General features: G+C 63.5%; 17 protein-coding genes. 6 read left to right on the top strand and 11 right to left on the bottom strand.

Going from position 1 to position 15512, the window contains the following annotated elements; genetic code table 11:
* Positions 1 to 2 precede the first annotated feature (2 nt).
* Positions 3 to 281: a DUF3509 domain-containing protein gene (locus PSEST_RS01665; protein WP_015275341.1), complete on the bottom strand. Its 279-nt coding sequence runs from the start codon at positions 279 to 281 to the stop codon at positions 3 to 5.
* A gap of 177 nt (positions 282 to 458) precedes the next feature.
* Positions 459 to 1073, bottom strand: a complete 615-nt coding sequence (locus tag PSEST_RS01660; RefSeq protein WP_015275340.1) for a class I SAM-dependent methyltransferase — start codon at positions 1071 to 1073, stop codon at positions 459 to 461.
* A 319-nt stretch (positions 1074 to 1392) separates the two neighbouring features.
* Between PSEST_RS01660 and PSEST_RS01655 the strand changes: the two genes are divergently transcribed.
* Positions 1393 to 1773 carry a response regulator gene (locus tag PSEST_RS01655; RefSeq protein ID WP_015275339.1) on the top strand — a complete coding sequence of 127 codons (381 nt, stop codon included), beginning with the start codon at positions 1393 to 1395 and terminating at the stop codon, positions 1771 to 1773.
* A 60-nt stretch (positions 1774 to 1833) separates the two neighbouring features.
* Here PSEST_RS01655 and fba read toward each other — a convergent pair whose 3' ends face one another.
* From fba to PSEST_RS01620, 7 genes are all read right to left on the bottom strand, one after another.
* Entirely contained in the window at positions 1834 to 2898 is a 1065-nt protein-coding gene (fba, locus tag PSEST_RS01650; protein ID WP_014818785.1) for a class II fructose-bisphosphate aldolase, read from the bottom strand.
* A 178-nt stretch (positions 2899 to 3076) separates the two neighbouring features.
* Positions 3077 to 3412 (bottom strand): MliC family protein, encoded by a 336-nt coding sequence (locus tag PSEST_RS01645; protein WP_015275338.1) that lies wholly within the window; start codon positions 3410 to 3412, stop codon positions 3077 to 3079.
* Between the two features lie 22 nt (positions 3413 to 3434).
* On the bottom strand, positions 3435 to 3626 hold the full coding sequence (locus PSEST_RS01640; protein ID WP_015275337.1) for a hypothetical protein: 192 nt from the start codon (positions 3624 to 3626) through the stop codon (positions 3435 to 3437).
* Positions 3627 to 3762: 136 nt separating this feature from the next.
* Positions 3763 to 4923, bottom strand: a complete 1161-nt coding sequence (locus PSEST_RS01635; protein ID WP_015275336.1) for a phosphoglycerate kinase — start codon at positions 4921 to 4923, stop codon at positions 3763 to 3765.
* 46 nt (positions 4924 to 4969) lie between these two features.
* The gene (gene epd / locus PSEST_RS01630) at positions 4970 to 6016 is read right to left on the bottom strand and encodes an erythrose-4-phosphate dehydrogenase (protein ID WP_015275335.1); all 1047 of its coding nucleotides are present in this window, start codon (positions 6014 to 6016) and stop codon (positions 4970 to 4972) included.
* Positions 6017 to 6123: 107 nt separating this feature from the next.
* Positions 6124 to 8121 carry a transketolase gene (tkt, locus tag PSEST_RS01625; RefSeq protein ID WP_015275334.1) on the bottom strand — a complete coding sequence of 666 codons (1998 nt, stop codon included), beginning with the start codon at positions 8119 to 8121 and terminating at the stop codon, positions 6124 to 6126.
* 95 nt (positions 8122 to 8216) lie between these two features.
* Positions 8217 to 9155: a LysR substrate-binding domain-containing protein gene (locus tag PSEST_RS01620; RefSeq protein WP_015275333.1), complete on the bottom strand. Its 939-nt coding sequence runs from the start codon at positions 9153 to 9155 to the stop codon at positions 8217 to 8219.
* Between the two features lie 144 nt (positions 9156 to 9299).
* Between PSEST_RS01620 and PSEST_RS01615 the strand changes: the two genes are divergently transcribed.
* The 5 genes from PSEST_RS01615 (at position 9300) to PSEST_RS01595 (ending at position 13642) form a co-directional block, all read left to right on the top strand.
* Entirely contained in the window at positions 9300 to 10196 is an 897-nt protein-coding gene (locus tag PSEST_RS01615) for a TauD/TfdA family dioxygenase (protein ID WP_015275332.1), read from the top strand.
* Complete coding sequence (locus tag PSEST_RS01610) at positions 10193 to 10795, top strand: LysE family translocator (RefSeq protein WP_015275331.1); 603 nt, start codon at positions 10193 to 10195, stop codon at positions 10793 to 10795. Before PSEST_RS01615 ends, PSEST_RS01610 begins: the two co-directional genes overlap by 4 nt.
* Positions 10796 to 10877: 82 nt before the next feature.
* Positions 10878 to 11879 (top strand): ArsR/SmtB family transcription factor, encoded by a 1002-nt coding sequence (locus tag PSEST_RS01605; RefSeq protein ID WP_041756407.1) that lies wholly within the window; start codon positions 10878 to 10880, stop codon positions 11877 to 11879.
* Positions 11880 to 11893: 14 nt separating this feature from the next.
* Positions 11894 to 13084, top strand: a complete 1191-nt coding sequence (metK, locus tag PSEST_RS01600; protein WP_015275329.1) for a methionine adenosyltransferase — start codon at positions 11894 to 11896, stop codon at positions 13082 to 13084.
* A 222-nt stretch (positions 13085 to 13306) separates the two neighbouring features.
* A complete protein-coding gene (locus PSEST_RS01595; protein ID WP_015275328.1) occupies positions 13307 to 13642 on the top strand; it encodes a hypothetical protein in 336 nt (111 codons plus the stop codon).
* A gap of 55 nt (positions 13643 to 13697) precedes the next feature.
* On the opposite strand, the gene PSEST_RS01590 is transcribed toward PSEST_RS01595, so the two are convergent.
* Both PSEST_RS01590 and PSEST_RS01585 read right to left on the bottom strand, forming a co-directional pair.
* Positions 13698 to 14459, bottom strand: coding sequence for an ABC transporter permease (locus tag PSEST_RS01590; protein WP_015275327.1), 762 nt, complete (start codon positions 14457 to 14459; stop codon positions 13698 to 13700).
* 12 nt (positions 14460 to 14471) lie between these two features.
* Positions 14472 to 15395 (bottom strand): ABC transporter ATP-binding protein, encoded by a 924-nt coding sequence (locus PSEST_RS01585; RefSeq protein WP_015275326.1) that lies wholly within the window; start codon positions 15393 to 15395, stop codon positions 14472 to 14474.
* Positions 15396 to 15512 lie beyond the last annotated feature (117 nt).

The raw sequence follows: 15512 nt of genomic DNA, 5'->3' as shown, positions 1-15512 counted from the left end.
GCTCAGGCGTACTCGTAGGTAGGCAGTGCGGTACGGCTCTGGCTCTGCAGGTGTGCGATGGAAGGCGACATCCCCGCCTCCAGCGCTAGGTCACGGCGAACCGAGCTGACGACCCATTCCAGTTGCATTCGGGTCTGGGTCTGCCCCTTGGACAGTGCACGCTTGACCAGGGTGCGGTCGTCGTTGCGCAGGGTCAGCAGCAAGCCGCCATCCGGGCGGGGCTCGGTGAGCACTTCGAACTCAGGAAAGGCAGCAGTAAGGAATTGTTGTGCGGCGGTCATTGTTCTGTACTCCAATAAGTTCCAGCGGACTTAACGGAGCAGCGTTCGTGCCAACCTCGGAATTATTATTTTTTCCTTTAAAATCAATTATTTATGCGATTAGCAAAAAGAATTAAGCCGTGCAAAACGCAATACAAAGCGTGACGCAGGTTGCATTCTGCGGCCTGCACTGCCTGTTCAGGCCTTGCGCCAGACGCTGGCAAGCCACGGCTGTTGCGCTCGGGGCAGTCCTGCCGGCCGGTAATAGTGCTCCAGTTCGACGAAACCGGCCGCCAGCACGTGCGTACGCCAGGTAGCCCAGCTATACCAGACGCCGTAGCGGTCCCCGTTCCAGCCCTCCTCGTCCTGCCCGCGCGGGTTGGAGCAGAACAGCACCCCGTCCGGCTTCAGCGTGCCGTGCAACTGCGACAGCAGCTTGGGTAGATGAGCGCTCGGCACATGGAACAGCACGGCGTTGGCGAAAATGCCGTCGAACGACTCGGACGGCAGTTGCAAGTGCAACAGGTCCTGATGCCAGACTTCGCAGCCGCTTTCGGCGCGAGCCATCTGGACGAACGCTTCGGTTCCGTCGAGCCCTACTGCCACATGTCCGCGGGCGGTCAATGCCTTCAAGTCACGTCCCGGGCCACAGCCGAGATCGAGGATGCGCAGCGGGGGCTGTGCCTGAATGTGACGCAAAAGGGCATCGAGATTCTGGCTGACGTCATGCTCACGGGTGCCCTCGCGGAAAGCCTCCGCATTGAGGCGGTAATAGTCGAGGGTGCGCTGCGCTGCCTGCTCCGATTCGCTCATGCTGAACTCCTGCAATACCTGGCCGACCACCCTACCGCGGCCCGCCATCCAGGGCCAGCAGGGGCGCCCGGCTAGGCGCCCCCAGCTAGGCGCCCCCAGCTAGGCGCCCCCAGCTAGGCGCCCCCAGCTAAGGTCGGCCTTGAGCGCAGCGTCCGAAGCGGCGAGGATGCTGTTCACAACGTGCGCCAGCGCACAGCAGCGCAGCGAAAGTGACGACCGTCTGGCTGCAGGACTGAAACTTGCAGCGCGCAGCCTGTCGAAACCCTGTCCGGCTCGCAACGGGCTGGCATGCAGCACGTAAGGCAACATCGAGACCACCATGAACCACGCACCGCCGAAAATCGTCCTGCTCGTCGAAGACGAGCCGCATATCCTCAGCCTGCTCGCCGATTATCTGGCCGGCGAGGGCTATCAGGTGCTGGAGGCGGACAGTGCGCCCAAGGCGTTCGAAATCCTGGCGACCAAGCCGCATCTGGACCTGCTGGTGACCGACTTCCGCCTGCCGGGCAACGTCTCGGGCGTGATGATCGCCGAACCTGCGCTCAAGTTGCGGCCCGACCTCAAAGTGATCTTCATCAGCGGCTATCCCATCGAGATCTACGAGTCGGGCAGCCCGATCGCCCGCTCCGCGCCGGTACTGGCCAAACCCTTCGCCCTGGATACGCTGCGCAGCCAGATCCAGCAGTTGCTCGCCAGCTGAACGAGGTCAGGCACAAACGAAAAAGCCCGCTCGAAGCGGGCTTTTTCATATCAGGACCGATCAGTTGATCTTCGGGTCCAGTTCACCACTGGCGTAGCGCTGGAACATGCCTTCCAGCGAGATCGGCTTGATCTTGCTGGCATTGCCGGCTGTACCGAAGGCTTCGTAGCGCGCGATGCAGATGTCGCGCATGGCCGAGACGGTCTTGGCGAAGTATTTACGCGGGTCGAACTCGCTGGGGTTCTTCGCCATGAACTCGCGAATCGCGCCGGTGGAGGCCAGACGCAGGTCGGTATCGATGTTGACCTTGCGCACGCCGTACTTGATGCCCTCGACGATTTCCTCGACCGGCACGCCGTAGGTCTCGCCGATTTCACCACCGTACTGGTTGATGATCTGCAGCCACTCCTGCGGCACCGACGAGGAACCGTGCATCACCAGATGGGTGTCCGGGATGCGCGCATGGATTTCCTTGATGCGCTGGATCGACAGGGTGTCGCCAGTCGGCGGCTTGGTGAACTTGTAGGCGCCGTGGCTGGTGCCGATGGCAATCGCCAGGGCATCGACCTTGGTCTTGGCGACGAAGTCGGCGGCTTCTTCCGGGTCAGTCAGCAGCTGGCTGTGGTCAAGCACGCCCTCGGCACCGACGCCGTCTTCCTCGCCGGCCATGCCGGTTTCCAGGCTGCCCAGGCAACCCAGTTCGCCTTCCACGGAAACGCCGCAGGCATGGGCAAAGGCCACGGTCTGCTGGGTCACGCGGACGTTGTAGTCGTAGTCGGCCGGTGTCTTGCCGTCGGCCTGCAGCGAACCGTCCATCATCACCGAGGAGAAGCCGAGCTGGATCGAACGCTGGCAGACGTCCGGGCTGGTGCCGTGGTCCTGGTGCATGCACACCGGGATGTGCGGGAATTCTTCGATCGCCGCCAGGATCAGATGACGCAGGAACGGCGCACCGGCGTATTTGCGGGCACCGGCGGAAGCCTGGACGATCACCGGGGAATCGGTCTTGTCGGCCGCTTCCATGATGGCGCGCATCTGCTCGAGGTTGTTGACGTTGAAGGCCGGCACGCCGTAGCCGAACTCGGCGGCGTGGTCGAGCATCTGGCGCATGCTGATGAGTGCCATGTTTTCCTTTCTCCCGGTCTGGGTCGTTTGATCGTGTAGAGCCTGCCGCAGTGGCCGGCGCTGTTCAAGCGCCGCACGCGGCGCGGCATTGTAGAGGCGGGAGCGACAAATGCTAGCGTCCCGCCAGCGCTTTCAATTCATGCCCCGTATCGGCGGGGCAGCTTCTACTCGTTTACCGCTAGATACTGATGAGCGATGCACTGCAGCCGTGGGCGAGCAGCTTGTCGTCGGCGATGCGATACACCAGCGCCTCGTTGCCCTTGTCATGGAAGGCGATCACGCCATCGCTATAGAAACTGCCACGCGTTGCAGGTTCCTTGCGCAGGGTATGAATACGTTCGCTATTGCCAACTTTCAGGTCGATTGCAGTTCGTTTGTCGTCTGCGTAACGCCAGGCGATGTTCTGCTGGCTCTGACACTTCCAGCGTACGAACGGCGCGTCCGGCCCGGATTGCCAATGGCCACAACCGCCGAGCAGCAACGCTGCGATCAGTATGGACAGGCCTTTTTTCATTCCTTCTCCTTGGCAGCGTCAATCACGGGCAATCCTGCAGACCGCCTTGCGTGATGGTCGGGTCGCCCGTGGCCTGAATTTCCACGCGCTGATCATGCTCGGCGGTCGGGCTGAGCACCGGCGGCGGGTCGAGCACCTGACAGGCAGTATCCGGCGAATTACCGGCGCAACCGGCCAGGCCCAGACAGCAAAGTGCAACGACGGCATAGCGCATGGTGCATCCCCTTTCCTTGTTCAAGATAGAACAAAGACCACGACGAGCGGCCGGGGTTGCCTGCAGGCGGTTAACGTTGCCGGCGCCATGGCGCCGGCAACCTGATCCGATCGAGGCATTCGCCTCGCCGACGGGATCAGCCGGCGCGCTGCTCCAGCACTTCGACGGCCGGCAGGACCTTGCCTTCGACGAACTCGAGGAAGGCGCCACCGCCGGTGGAAATGTAGGAGATCTGCTCGGCCACGCCGTACTTGTCGATCGCCGCCAGGGTGTCGCCACCGCCGGCGATGGAGAACGCCGGGCTCTGGGCGATGGCCTGGGCCAGCACCTTGGTGCCGTTGCCAAACTGGTCGAACTCGAACACACCAACCGGACCGTTCCAGAGGATGGTCTGCGAGGACTTGAGCATTTCGCCGAACATGGCCGCCGTCTTCGGACCGATGTCCAGGATCATGTCGTCATCGGCGACGTCGGCAATGGCCTTGACCGTGGCGTCGGCCGTTTCGGCGAACTCCTTGGCGACTACCACGTCGACCGGCAGCGGCACAGCGACCTTGGCGGCGATGGCCTTGGCGGTGTCGAGCAGATCGGCCTCATGCAGCGACTTGCCGACGTTATAGCCGGCAGCAGCGAGGAAGGTGTTGGCGATGCCGCCACCGACGATGAGCTGATCGCATACGTCCGCCAGGGAGGTCAGCACGTCGAGCTTGGTGGACACTTTGGAACCAGCAACGATGGCGACCATTGGCTTGGCCGGGGTCTTCAGCGCCTTGCCCAGGGCGTCCAATTCTGCCGCCAGCAGCGGGCCGGCGCAGGCGACCTTGGCGAACTTGGCCACGCCGTGAGTCGAGCCCTGAGCGCGGTGGGCCGTACCGAAAGCGTCCATGACGAAGACGTCGCACAGTGCAGCGTACTTCTGCGCCAGCTCGTCGGTGTTCTTCTTCTCGCCCTTGTTGAAGCGCACGTTCTCCAGCAGCACCAGCTCACCCGGCTGGACCTCGACGCCGTCGAGGTAGTCCTTGATCAGCGGTACTTCACGACCAAGGGCCTTGGACAGATAGTCGGCGACCGGCTTGAGGCTGTCTTCCTCGCTGTAGACGCCCTCTTCCGGACGGCCCAGGTGCGAGCAAACCAGCACTGCCGCGCCCTTCTCCAGCGCCAGCTTGATGGTCGGCAGCGAGGCCAGGATGCGCGCATCGCTCTTCACCGCGCCGTCCTTCACCGGCACGTTGAGGTCCTCGCGGATCAGCACGCGCTTACCCTGGAGGTCGAGATCGGTCATCTTCAAAACGGTCATGTTGGTCTTCCTTAAGGTCGAGAAGCGATATTCCAGGCGCGGGCCACTAGGAGCGATCGGCCACGCGCAAAAAGTGGTCGGTGACGTCGAGCATGCGGTTGGCGAATCCCCATTCGTTGTCAAACCAGGCCAGCAGGTTCACCAGCCGCGGGCCCGACGCGCGGGTCAGGCTGCCGTCGACGATCGCCGAATGCGGGTCGTGGTTGAAATCACAGCTGGCGTGGGGCAGCTCGGTGTAAGCCAGCAGCCCCTTCAGCGGGCCACTCTCGGCGGCCTCGCGTAGTACCCGGTTGATCGTTCGCGCATCGGTATCGCAGGCCGTTTGCAGCGTGATGTCCAGGCAGGACACGTTCACCGTCGGCACCCGCACCGCTTTGGCCTGAATCCGCCCCGAGAGTTCCGGCAGCAGGCGTTCGATGCCGCGGGCGAGGCCGGTGGACACCGGAATCACCGACTGAAAGGCCGAACGCGTGCGGCGCAAGTCCTCATGGTGGTAGGCGTCGATCACCGGCTGATCGTTCATTGCCGAATGAATGGTGGTGATCGAGGCGTATTCGATGCCCACCGCATCGTTGAGCAGCTTGAGCAACGGCACACCGCAGTTGGTGGTGCAGGAAGCGTTGGAGATCAGCCGCTCGGCGCCTGTCAGCTGCTGCTGATTGATGCCCATGACGACCGTGGCATCCACATCCGCCGCACTGGCCATCGGCTGGGAGAACAGCACCCGCGGCACACCCGCGGCGAGAAAGCGCTCGCCATCGGCACGGCTGGTGTAGGCGCCGGAGCACTCCAGCACCAGGTCGACGTCCAGCGCCCGCCAGTCGACCGCCTCGGGCGTCGACTCGCGCAGCACCTTCACGCAGTGCCCGTTCAGATGCAGGCAATCGCCGTCCACGCTCACCTCACCAGGGAAGCGGCCGTGTGTGGAATCGAAACGGGTGAGGTATTCCAGGCTGGCCATGTCGGCCAGATCGTTGAGGGCAACGAACTGGAAATCGAAGGCGGCGCCGCGCTCATAGAATGCACGCAGCACGCAACGGCCGATGCGGCCGTAGCCGTTGAGGGCGACGCGATAGGGACGGGCGTTGGCCATGGGTTCTCGTCGGTCCTGCAGGTGGAAAGCCGCAGACGGCTCTCCACCCAACGCGGATGGGGCTCGATGGGATGGATGACCGCAGCCACCTCATCCCATCTTCGCGATCAGTCCTCCAGCAGCTCTTCGGCGATGCCGAGGATGTTGTCGACGGTGAAGCCGAACTCCTCGAACAGCTGGTTGGCCGGAGCCGATTCGCCGTAAGTGGTCATGCCGATGATGCGACCGTCGAGGCCGACGTACTTGTACCAGTAGTCCGCGTGCGCCGCCTCGATGGCGATGCGCGCGCCGACTTCCACCGGCAGCACGTGCTGTTTCCAGGCGGCATCCTGGCTGTCGAACACGCTGGTGCATGGCATCGAGACGACACGCACCTTGCGACCCTGCTCGGTCAGCTTGTCGGCGGCCTGCACTGCCAGGCTGACTTCCGAACCGGTGGCGATCAGGATCAACTCCGGCTCGCCGGCGCAGTTCTTCAGGATGTAGCCACCGCGGGCAATGGCCGCTTCGGTTTCGTTGTCACGCACATGGAACGGCAGGTTCTGGCGCGAGAAGATCAGCGCGCTCGGGCCGTCCTTGCGCTCAAGCGCATGCTTCCAGGCCACCGCCGATTCGACGGTGTCGGCCGGGCGCCAGGTGTCCAGGTTCGGCGTGGTGCGCAGGCTGGTCAGCTGTTCGATCGGCTGGTGGGTCGGGCCGTCTTCGCCAAGACCGATGGAGTCGTGGGTGAAGACGTAGAGCACCCGCTGCTTCATCAGCGCGGACATGCGCACGGCGTTGCGCGCATATTCCATGAACATCAGGAAGGTCGCGCCGTACGGGATCAGGCCGCCGTGCAGGGCGACGCCGTTCATGATCGCGGCCATGCCGAACTCACGCACGCCGTAATACATGTAGTTGCCCGAGGCATCCTCGGCCACCACCGGCTTGCAGCCTTTCCACAGGGTCAGGTTGGAACCGGCGAGATCCGCCGAGCCGCCGAGCAGTTCCGGCAGCAGCGGGCCGAAGGCATTCAGGCAGTTCTGGCTGGCCTTGCGGCTGGCAATGGTTTCGCCCTTGTTGGCGACTTCACGGATGAACTCGCTGGCCTTTTCGGCAAAGTCGGCCGGCAGCTCGCCGGCCATGCGCCGCTTGAACTCGGACGCCAGGGCCGGGAATTCGGCCTCATAGGCGGCGAAGCGCTTGTTCCACTCGTTCTCGGCTTCGGCGCCCTTCTGCTTGGCGTCCCACTCGGCGTAGATCTCGGCCGGGATTTCGAACGGACCATATTTCCAGCCCAGCGCTTCGCGGGTCAGGGCGATCTCGGCGTCGCCCAAAGCAGCGCCGTGGGACTCTTCCTTGCCCTGCTTGTTCGGCGAACCGAAGCCGATGATGGTCTTGCAGCAGATCAGCGTCGGCCGGTCGCTCTTGCGCGCGGTCTCGATGGCCATCTGGATTTCGTCGGCATCATGGCCGTCGACGTTGCGGATCACCTGCCAGCCATAAGCCTCGAAGCGGCGCGGGGTATCGTCGGTGAACCAGCCGTGGACTTCGCCGTCGATGGAGATGCCGTTGTCGTCGTAGAAGGCGATCAGCTTGTTCAGGCCAAGGGTGCCGGCCAGCGAGCAGACTTCGTGGCTGATGCCTTCCATCATGCAGCCGTCACCGAGGAACACGTAGGTGTTGTGGTCGACGATGTTGTGGCCGGGGCGGTTGAATTGCGCCGCCATGACCTTCTCGGCCACGGCGAAGCCGACGGCGTTGGCCAGGCCCTGGCCCAGCGGGCCGGTGGTGGTCTCGACGCCGGCGGTGTAGCCGAACTCCGGGTGGCCCGGGGTCTTGCTGTGCAGCTGGCGGAAGTTCTTCAGGTCATCGATGGACAGGTCGTAGCCGGTCAGGTGCAGCAGCGAGTAGATCAGCATCGAGCCGTGGCCGTTGGACAGCACGAAGCGGTCGCGGTCGGCCCACTGCGGGTTGGTCGGGCTGTGCTTCAGATGATCACGCCAGAGCACTTCGGCGATGTCCGCCATGCCCATGGGGGCACCCGGGTGGCCGCTGTTGGCTTTCTGCACAGCATCCATGCTGAGGGCGCGGATGGCATTGGCTCGCTCACGACGGCTGGGCATCGCTGAATCTCCTGCGGGGTGTACGTAGAAAAAGGCGGCCATTTTCCCCTACCGAGGGTGGCCCCGGCAATGACTGAATCGCCCGGCAGGCGCGCTCAATCCAACAGCTCGACGCCCTGGCTGGTGATATCCGGCAGATGCTCGAGCAGGTAGTCGCGCATGCGTGTCAGGGTGACCGACTCATTGCCCGCGCCCGGCCAGACCAGGTAATAGCTGTCGCCGGACTTCACCGCCTGCTGAAAGGGCAGCACCAGGCTGCCGCGCTGCAGCTCCGCGCCGACCAGCGCCAGGTCGCCAATCGACACGCCATGCCCCTGCGCCGCGGCGGAGATGCCCAGCTCCAGGGTGTCGAACAGCTTGCCTTGCTGCCAGGCCACCTGATCCGCGCGGCCGGTACGCTGCAACCAGCGTCGCCAGTCCCGGCAATCGCGCGACGGATGAATGAGTTCGACCTCGGCCAGGTGCTGCGTATTCCAGGGCAAGGCACCGAGCAACTCCGGCGCACAAACCGGCACCAGCCATTCATCGAACAGCTTCACCCGCCGCCAGTCGGCGGGAAAACTGCCATTGCCGAGCAGGATCGCGCAGTCGAACGGCTCGCTACTGAAATCCACCGTATCCAGGTCCATCCAGGCGCTGGTGAGCTGCACGCGGCTCTGCGGATTGGCCACCTGAAAGCCCTCCAGAGTGCCCAGCAACCAGCGCATGGTCAGGGTAGACGGCGCTTTCAGGCGCAGCGCACCGCGCTGACGAGTAACAGCGACGCAGGCGTTCTCGATGGTGCGAAAGCCGATCTTGAGCTCCTGCGCCAGCAAGCGCCCGGCGTCGGTCAACGCCAACCGCGAGCCATGCCGCTCGAATAGCTGGCAGCCAAGATGCTCCTCCAGCGTCTTCACATGCCGGCTCACCGCACTCTGGGTGATGAACAGGCTCTGCGCAGCCTGGGTGAACGAGCCGAAACGCGCCGCCACCTCAAAGGCCCGCAGGGCATAGAGAGGCGGCATGCGTGACGCTGCAATGACCGAATCCGGCATGACTAAAACTCATCCTTATGGGCTGTTTTTTCCATTTTCCAATCCTCTTCCGCCTACCAATACTTCGCCAGCAATGGGTTTCAGACCAACCCCGGTCTTCTCCCGACGCCTCCGAGCACCCATAAAAACTCAGGAAAGGACGCCATGCAGAGCAAATACTACGAAACGCTTCTGGCCAACGCGGTAGAGAAAGGTGCGTTGCGGCATGAGCAGATCGGTCAGATCCTGAATTTCAGGCTTTTCGGCAACAAGAAAGGCTTCATGACGCTCGAAAGCCTCCCCATCGGCGAAGTCCCGCCGACGCCGTTGAGCCGCGACTATCTCTGCAAGCCGGATGACAGCAGCGAGCGCCTGCTGCTGCAGGCCACTGCCCTGCTCGGCGAACCGATTGGTTACGTGCAGGAGTCCGATGGCTGCATCGTCAATAATTTCTTCCCCCAGCAGGCCCATTCCCGGGCGGCCACTTCGGACAGTTTCGATACAGAGCTGGACCTGCATACGGAAAATGCCTTCCATGCCGTGCTGCCTGATTACCTGGTGCTGCTCTGCCTGCGCCAGGACCCGGACGCCGAAGCCGTCACCTATATCGCGTCAAGCGAACGAATTCTCGAGCGCCTGACGTTCGAGGAGCGGGCATTCTTCCTTACCGAACCCTACAACTTCCTCTCGGACTACGGCCCGACGAGCAAGAACCAGCGCATCGATATCAATCGCCACCAAACCATCCTTTATGGCGACCCGGATGCACCCTTCTTTCGCTTCGACCCCCAGTTCATGCTGGCCTTCAGCAGCCGGGCCCAGCAGCTGATGGACAAGCTGCGCGCCATCGCCTGGGAGGTGGTCGAGCCGGTGCGCCTGAACTGCGGCGACATGCTGATCATCGACAATCGCCGCAGTGCCCATGCGCGCAGCCCCTTCAGTGCACGCTTCGACGGCAGCGACCGCTGGATTCAGCGCGCCTTCGCCATCACCAACCCCAACTTCTACGCCGAGCGCCTGGGCCAGCGCAGCCGGGTCTTCGGCCTGGTGACCGAACTATGAACGCCACCTATCTCGCCTTCGCCGCCGCGGTCGCACTGCTGATCGCCTCCCCCGGTCCGGTGGTTGCGCTGGTGGTGGCCGATGCCCGGCGCCGCTGGCCGCTGTGGACCATCCTCGGCGGCGCGATCTCGGCGCAAATCCTGATGATCGCCGCGCTGGTAATGATCTATCTGGCGCTGGACCTCGACCCACTGGTGCTCGAAGCCGGACAGATCCTCGGCGGGCTCTATCTGATCTGGCTCGGTTGCGACGGTCTGTGCGGCGGCCGCAGCGAAACCGCCACACCAAAACGCAGCGAAGCGCATTACTTCTGGCGGGCCATGGCCGTAGGCCTGTCCAACCCGAAGGACATTCTGTTCTTCCTCGCCTTCCTCCCCGGTTTCATCCTGCCCGCACAGCCGTTCGCGCCGCAGGCGACGGTGCTGATCGTGATCTGGGCGGCGATCGATCTGAGCATCCTGCTCGCCTACAGCCTGCTCTCGCGGCGCCTGGCCGGTGAAGGGCTGATCCAGCGCCTGCTGGATATCCTGCCCAACTACTTCCTCATCGGCCTGGGTCTGGTTTCCTGCACCCTTGGACTGTCCCGCCTGCTGGAGTAACCGTGCGCCCTCAAGGGCAATATCAAAACTTTTTGATACTGCCCTTGCTGTACGAAAAGTGACCGACTAGACTGCGCGGCTTATGAGCCTGCGCATGCCCCAGATATCCCACGACACCAGCGACCAGCTTGCCTCCCTGTGCAAGGCCGGCGGTGATGCGTTGCGCCTGAAGGTATTGCGCGCACTGTCCAGTGATTCGTTCGGCGTTCTCGAGCTGGCGCAAATCTTTGCCATCGGCCAATCCGGCATGAGCCATCACCTCAAGGTGCTGACCCAGGCCGGCCTGCTGGCGACACGCCGTGAAGGCAACGCGGTGTTCTATCGACGCAGCCTGCCGCAGGCCGACAGCCTCGGTGGCAGGCTGCATGCAGCGTTGCTGGAAGAGGCGGACCGACTGGAGCTGCCGCGTGAGATCGAGGCCCGCATCGCTGCCGTGCACACCCAGCGCAGCGCCGCCAGCGAAGATTTTTTCGCGCGCATGGCCGATAGCTTCCAGGCGCGCCAGGACCTGATCGCCGGTCTGCCGCAGTACCGCGACAGCGTGCTGGCGCTGCTCGATGCACTGAACTTCGACAACAGCGCCACGGCACTGGAAGTCGGCCCGGGCGATGGCAGCTTTTTGCCGGAACTGGCTCGGCGCTTCGCCCGCGTGGTGGCGCTGGACAACAGCCCGGCCATGCTCGATCTGGCCCGCGCGCGCTGCGAAGAGGCGGGACTGGAAAACGTCGAGCTGAAGCTCGCCGACGCCCTGCACGACGACTGCCCGCCAGCCGACTGCGTGATACTGAACATGGTGCTGCATCACCTGGCGGCGCCAGGCGAGGCGATGAAACAACTGGCACGACTGGTGAACGCGGGCGGCAGTCTGCTGGTCACGGAGCTGTGCAGCCACAACCAGAGTTGGGCCAGGGAGGCCTGCGGCGATCTGTGGTTGGGGTTCGAACAGGACGATCTGGCCCGTTGGGCCGATGCCGCGGGGCTCACGCCCGGCGAGAGCCTCTACATTGGCTTGAAGAACGGTTTTCAGATCCAGGCCCGGTACTTTTCCCGGCTCGCCCCTGACAGCCGACTCACCCACCGGTAATAGGAAACCGATAGATGAGCGAATACTCGATTTTTACCTCCGAGTCCGTGTCCGAAGGGCATCCGGACAAGATCGCCGACCAGATCTCCGATGCGGTGCTGGACGCCATCATCGCCGAGGACAAGCATGCCCGCGTGGCCTGCGAAACCCTGGTCAAGACCGGTGTGGCGATCGTCGCCGGTGAAGTGACCACCTCGGCCTGGGTCGACCTGGAGCAGCTGGTGCGCGATGTCATCATCGACATCGGCTACAACAGCTCGGAAGTCGGTTTCGATGGTGCCACCTGCGGCATCATCAACATCATCGGCAAGCAGTCGGTGGACATCGCCCAGGGCGTTGACCGCAGCAAGCCGGAAGACCAGGGCGCCGGCGACCAGGGCCTGATGTTCGGCTATGCCAGCAACGAGACCGACGTGCTGATGCCGGCGCCGATCCGTTTCTCCCACGCCCTGGTCGAGCGCCAGGCCGAGGCACGCAAGAACGGCCTGCTCCCGTGGCTGCGCCCGGACGCGAAGAGCCAGGTCACCTGCCGCTACGAGAATGGCAAGGTCGCCGGCATCGACGCCGTGGTGCTGTCGACCCAGCACAACCCCGACGTCAAGCAGAGCGACCTGCGCGAAGCGGTGATGGAGCTGATCATCAAGCACAGCCTGCCCGCCGAGCTGCTGCACAAGGACACCCAGTACCACATCAACCCGACCGGCCAGTTCGTCATCGGCGGCCCGGTGGGCGACTGCGGCCTGACCGGCCGCAAGATCATCGTCGACACCTACGGCGGCATGGCCCGTCACGGCGGCGGCGCGTTCTCCGGCAAGGACCCGTCCAAGGTCGACCGCTCGGCCGCCTACGCCGGCCGCTACGTGGCCAAGAACATCGTCGCCGCCGGCCTCGCCGATCGCTGCGAGATCCAGGTGTCCTACGCCATCGGCGTGGCCCAGCCGACCTCCATCTCGCTGAACACCTTCGGCACCGGCAAGCTCAGCGACGACAAGATCATCGCCCTGGTGCGCGAGCATTTCGATCTGCGCCCGTACGCGATCACCACCATGCTCGACCTGCTGCACCCGATGTATCGCGCCACCGCGGCCTACGGCCACTTCGGTCGCACCCCCTATGAAATGACGGTAGGTGCCGACACCTTTACCGCTTTCACCTGGGAGCGCACCGACAAGGCCGACGCGCTGCGCGCCGCCGCCGGACTGTAAGCGACGTCCGGCCAATGAAAGCCCCGCCGGTGCCAGCCGCGCGGGGTTTTCTGCTTTCAGGAACGGTGGTCCGAATACATCCAGCACCACGCAACCCGTACCACGTCACGAAACCTGCATGCCAGAGCCTTTGCGCGCAGCAGGCTAACAGCTATCATCGCCGCCCTTTCGAACGGACTCGATCGATCACCTGTCGTGATCGACATTACAAGGAGCTTATCCATGCGTATTTCCCACCTCTTCGGCTGCGCCCTCCTCGCCCTCTCGAGCGCCTCGCTGCAGGCTGCCACCAGCGATGCGCAGGCCAAGTGCGAACAGCAGCTGACCGCCCAGCAAGACAAACTGGAAACCGGCAAGATGCTCGGCCACATGCTTGGCAACGAGAAGCTCAGCAACGCCATCGCCCAGGTGGAAGGCGGCTGCGCAGAGCTGAACAGCGAAGAACTGGCGGCCAATGCCAGCGCTACCGACCAGGGCGCGGCGCTCGACGAGAAGGTCCAGGCCGTGACCCAGGCCAAGGATGCCGTGCTCGGCCTCGGCAAGATGTTCGGCAAGTAAGTTTCAAGCGCTGTAATTGAAAACGCCCGCAGCTGCGGGCGTTTTCGTTTCTGGCTCAGTTCTTCAACCGATAGCCGGTCTTGAAGATCCACCACACCGCCAGCAGGCAGGCGGCGAGGAAGCCGAGGATCATCGCCAGGCTGATGCCGACGCTGATGTCCGAGACACCGTAGAAGCTCCAGCGGAAGCCGCTGATCAGGTACACCACCGGGTTGAACAGGGTGATCTTCTGCCATAGCGGCGGCAGCATCTCGATGGAGTAGAAGCTGCCACCGAGAAAGGCCAACGGTGTGACGATCAACGCCGGGACGATCTGCAGCTTTTCCCAGCCATCGGCCCAGATGCCGATGATGAAGCCGAACAGGCAGAAGGTGATCGCCGTCAGCACCAGGAACAGCGCCATCATCAGCGGATGCTGGATCTGGTAGTCGACGAACAGCCGCGCGGTGATAAGGATGATCACGCCGAGCACCAGCGACTTGGTCGCCGCCGCACCAACGTAGCCGATGACGATCTCGACATAGGACACCGGCGCCGACAGCACCTCGTAGATGGTCCCCGAGTAGCGCGGCATGTAGATGCCGAACGAGGCGTTGGAAATGCTCTCGGAAAGCAGCGCCATCATGATCAGGCCAGGGATGATGAACGCGCCGTAGGGGATGCCGTGCATCGCTTCCATGCGCGCGCCGATGGCCGAGCCGAATACCACGAAGTACAGCGAGGTGGAGATCACCGGGGTGGCGATGCTCTGCAGCAGGGTGCGCCAGGTGCGCGCCAGTTCGAACAGGTAGATCGCGCGGATCGCGTAGAAATTCATGCGGGCTTTTCCTCAGCGACCGTGAACAAGGTTGACGAAAATCTCTTCCAGCGAGCTCTGGCTCGACTGCAGATCCTTGAAATCGATACCGTGGGCGGCCAGGCGCTTGAGCAGTTCGGCGATGCCGGTGTCCTCATGCTGAGCATCGAAGGTGAACACCAGCTGGTTGCCGGCATCGGTGAGTTCCAGTGGGTAGCTCGCCAGTTCCGCCGGAATCTCGGCCAGCGGCCGCTGCAGGTGCAAGGTCAGCTGCTTCTTGCCGAGCTTGCGCATCAGCACATCCTTGTCTTCCACCAGAATGATCTCGCCGCGACTGATCACGCCGATGCGGTCGGCCATCTCCTCGGCCTCTTCGATGTAATGCGTGGTGAGAATGATGGTCACGCCGCGCTCGCGCAGGCCGCGCACCATTTCCCACATGTCGCGGCGCAGCTCGACGTCGACGCCGGCGGTGGGTTCGTCGAGAAACAGGATCGACGGTTCGTGGGACAGCGCCTTGGCGATCATGACCCGACGCTTCATACCCCCGGAAAGCTCCAGAATCCGGGCATTGCGCTTGTCCCACAGGGACAAATCACGCAACAGTTTCTCCAGGAACGAATCATCCGGCGCCTTGCCAAACAGCCCGCGCGAGAACCGCACCGTCGCCCAGACGCTTTCGAAACCCTCGTTGAACAGCTCCTGCGGCACCAGGCCGATCTTCGAGCGGGCGGCGCGGTAGTCCTCGACGATGTCGTGGCCGTCGACCAACACCCGACCGCTGCCGGGATTGACGATGCCGCAGATGATGCTGATCAGCGTGGTCTTGCCGGCGCCGTTGGGGCCGAGCAGGGCGAAAATCTCTCCCTTGCGGATGTCGAGGTCGATGCGCTTGAGCGCCGGGTGGCCGGAAGCGTAGGTCTTGGTGAGCTGCTCGATGGCGATCACTGGTTGCACGGGCTCGTCTCTTCAAGGAATCAGGGGCGGAATTGTAGATAAAAACGCAACCCAAGGCGCCCGCCGCGTCCGCCAGTCACGACTCGCAGTGACCGTGATCATGGCGACGCAATGGCA

Origin of the sequence: Stutzerimonas stutzeri RCH2, assembly GCF_000327065.1 — a bacterium.
GTDB lineage: Bacteria > Pseudomonadota > Gammaproteobacteria > Pseudomonadales > Pseudomonadaceae > Stutzerimonas > Stutzerimonas stutzeri_AE.
The sequence above is the reverse complement of the archived record's forward strand: the minus strand, read 5'-3'. Positions and strand labels throughout refer to the sequence as shown.

Excerpts from the sequence above, each read along its gene's own strand:
- PSEST_RS01610 (WP_015275331.1), top strand. The coding sequence starts at position 10,193 with ATGAACGCCACCTATCTCGCCTTCGCCGCCGCGGTCGCACTGCTGATC.
- PSEST_RS01595 (WP_015275328.1), top strand. The coding sequence starts at position 13,307 with ATGCGTATTTCCCACCTCTTCGGCTGCGCCCTCCTCGCCCTCTCGAGC.
- PSEST_RS01640 (WP_015275337.1), bottom strand. The coding sequence starts at position 3,626 with ATGCGCTATGCCGTCGTTGCACTTTGCTGTCTGGGCCTGGCCGGTTGC.
- PSEST_RS01665 (WP_015275341.1), bottom strand. The coding sequence starts at position 281 with ATGACCGCCGCACAACAATTCCTTACTGCTGCCTTTCCTGAGTTCGAA.
- fba (WP_014818785.1), bottom strand. The coding sequence starts at position 2,898 with ATGGCACTCATCAGCATGCGCCAGATGCTCGACCACGCCGCCGAGTTC.
- tkt (WP_015275334.1), bottom strand. The coding sequence starts at position 8,121 with ATGCCCAGCCGTCGTGAGCGAGCCAATGCCATCCGCGCCCTCAGCATG.
- metK (WP_015275329.1), top strand. The coding sequence starts at position 11,894 with ATGAGCGAATACTCGATTTTTACCTCCGAGTCCGTGTCCGAAGGGCAT.
- PSEST_RS01660 (WP_015275340.1), bottom strand. The coding sequence starts at position 1,073 with ATGAGCGAATCGGAGCAGGCAGCGCAGCGCACCCTCGACTATTACCGC.
- PSEST_RS01620 (WP_015275333.1), bottom strand. The coding sequence starts at position 9,155 with ATGCCGGATTCGGTCATTGCAGCGTCACGCATGCCGCCTCTCTATGCC.
- PSEST_RS01590 (WP_015275327.1), bottom strand. The coding sequence starts at position 14,459 with ATGAATTTCTACGCGATCCGCGCGATCTACCTGTTCGAACTGGCGCGC.
- PSEST_RS01635 (WP_015275336.1), bottom strand. The coding sequence starts at position 4,923 with ATGACCGTTTTGAAGATGACCGATCTCGACCTCCAGGGTAAGCGCGTG.
- PSEST_RS01645 (WP_015275338.1), bottom strand. The coding sequence starts at position 3,412 with ATGAAAAAAGGCCTGTCCATACTGATCGCAGCGTTGCTGCTCGGCGGT.
- PSEST_RS01655 (WP_015275339.1), top strand. The coding sequence starts at position 1,393 with ATGAACCACGCACCGCCGAAAATCGTCCTGCTCGTCGAAGACGAGCCG.
- PSEST_RS01605 (WP_041756407.1), top strand. The coding sequence starts at position 10,878 with ATGAGCCTGCGCATGCCCCAGATATCCCACGACACCAGCGACCAGCTT.
- PSEST_RS01615 (WP_015275332.1), top strand. The coding sequence starts at position 9,300 with ATGCAGAGCAAATACTACGAAACGCTTCTGGCCAACGCGGTAGAGAAA.
- epd (WP_015275335.1), bottom strand. The coding sequence starts at position 6,016 with ATGGCCAACGCCCGTCCCTATCGCGTCGCCCTCAACGGCTACGGCCGC.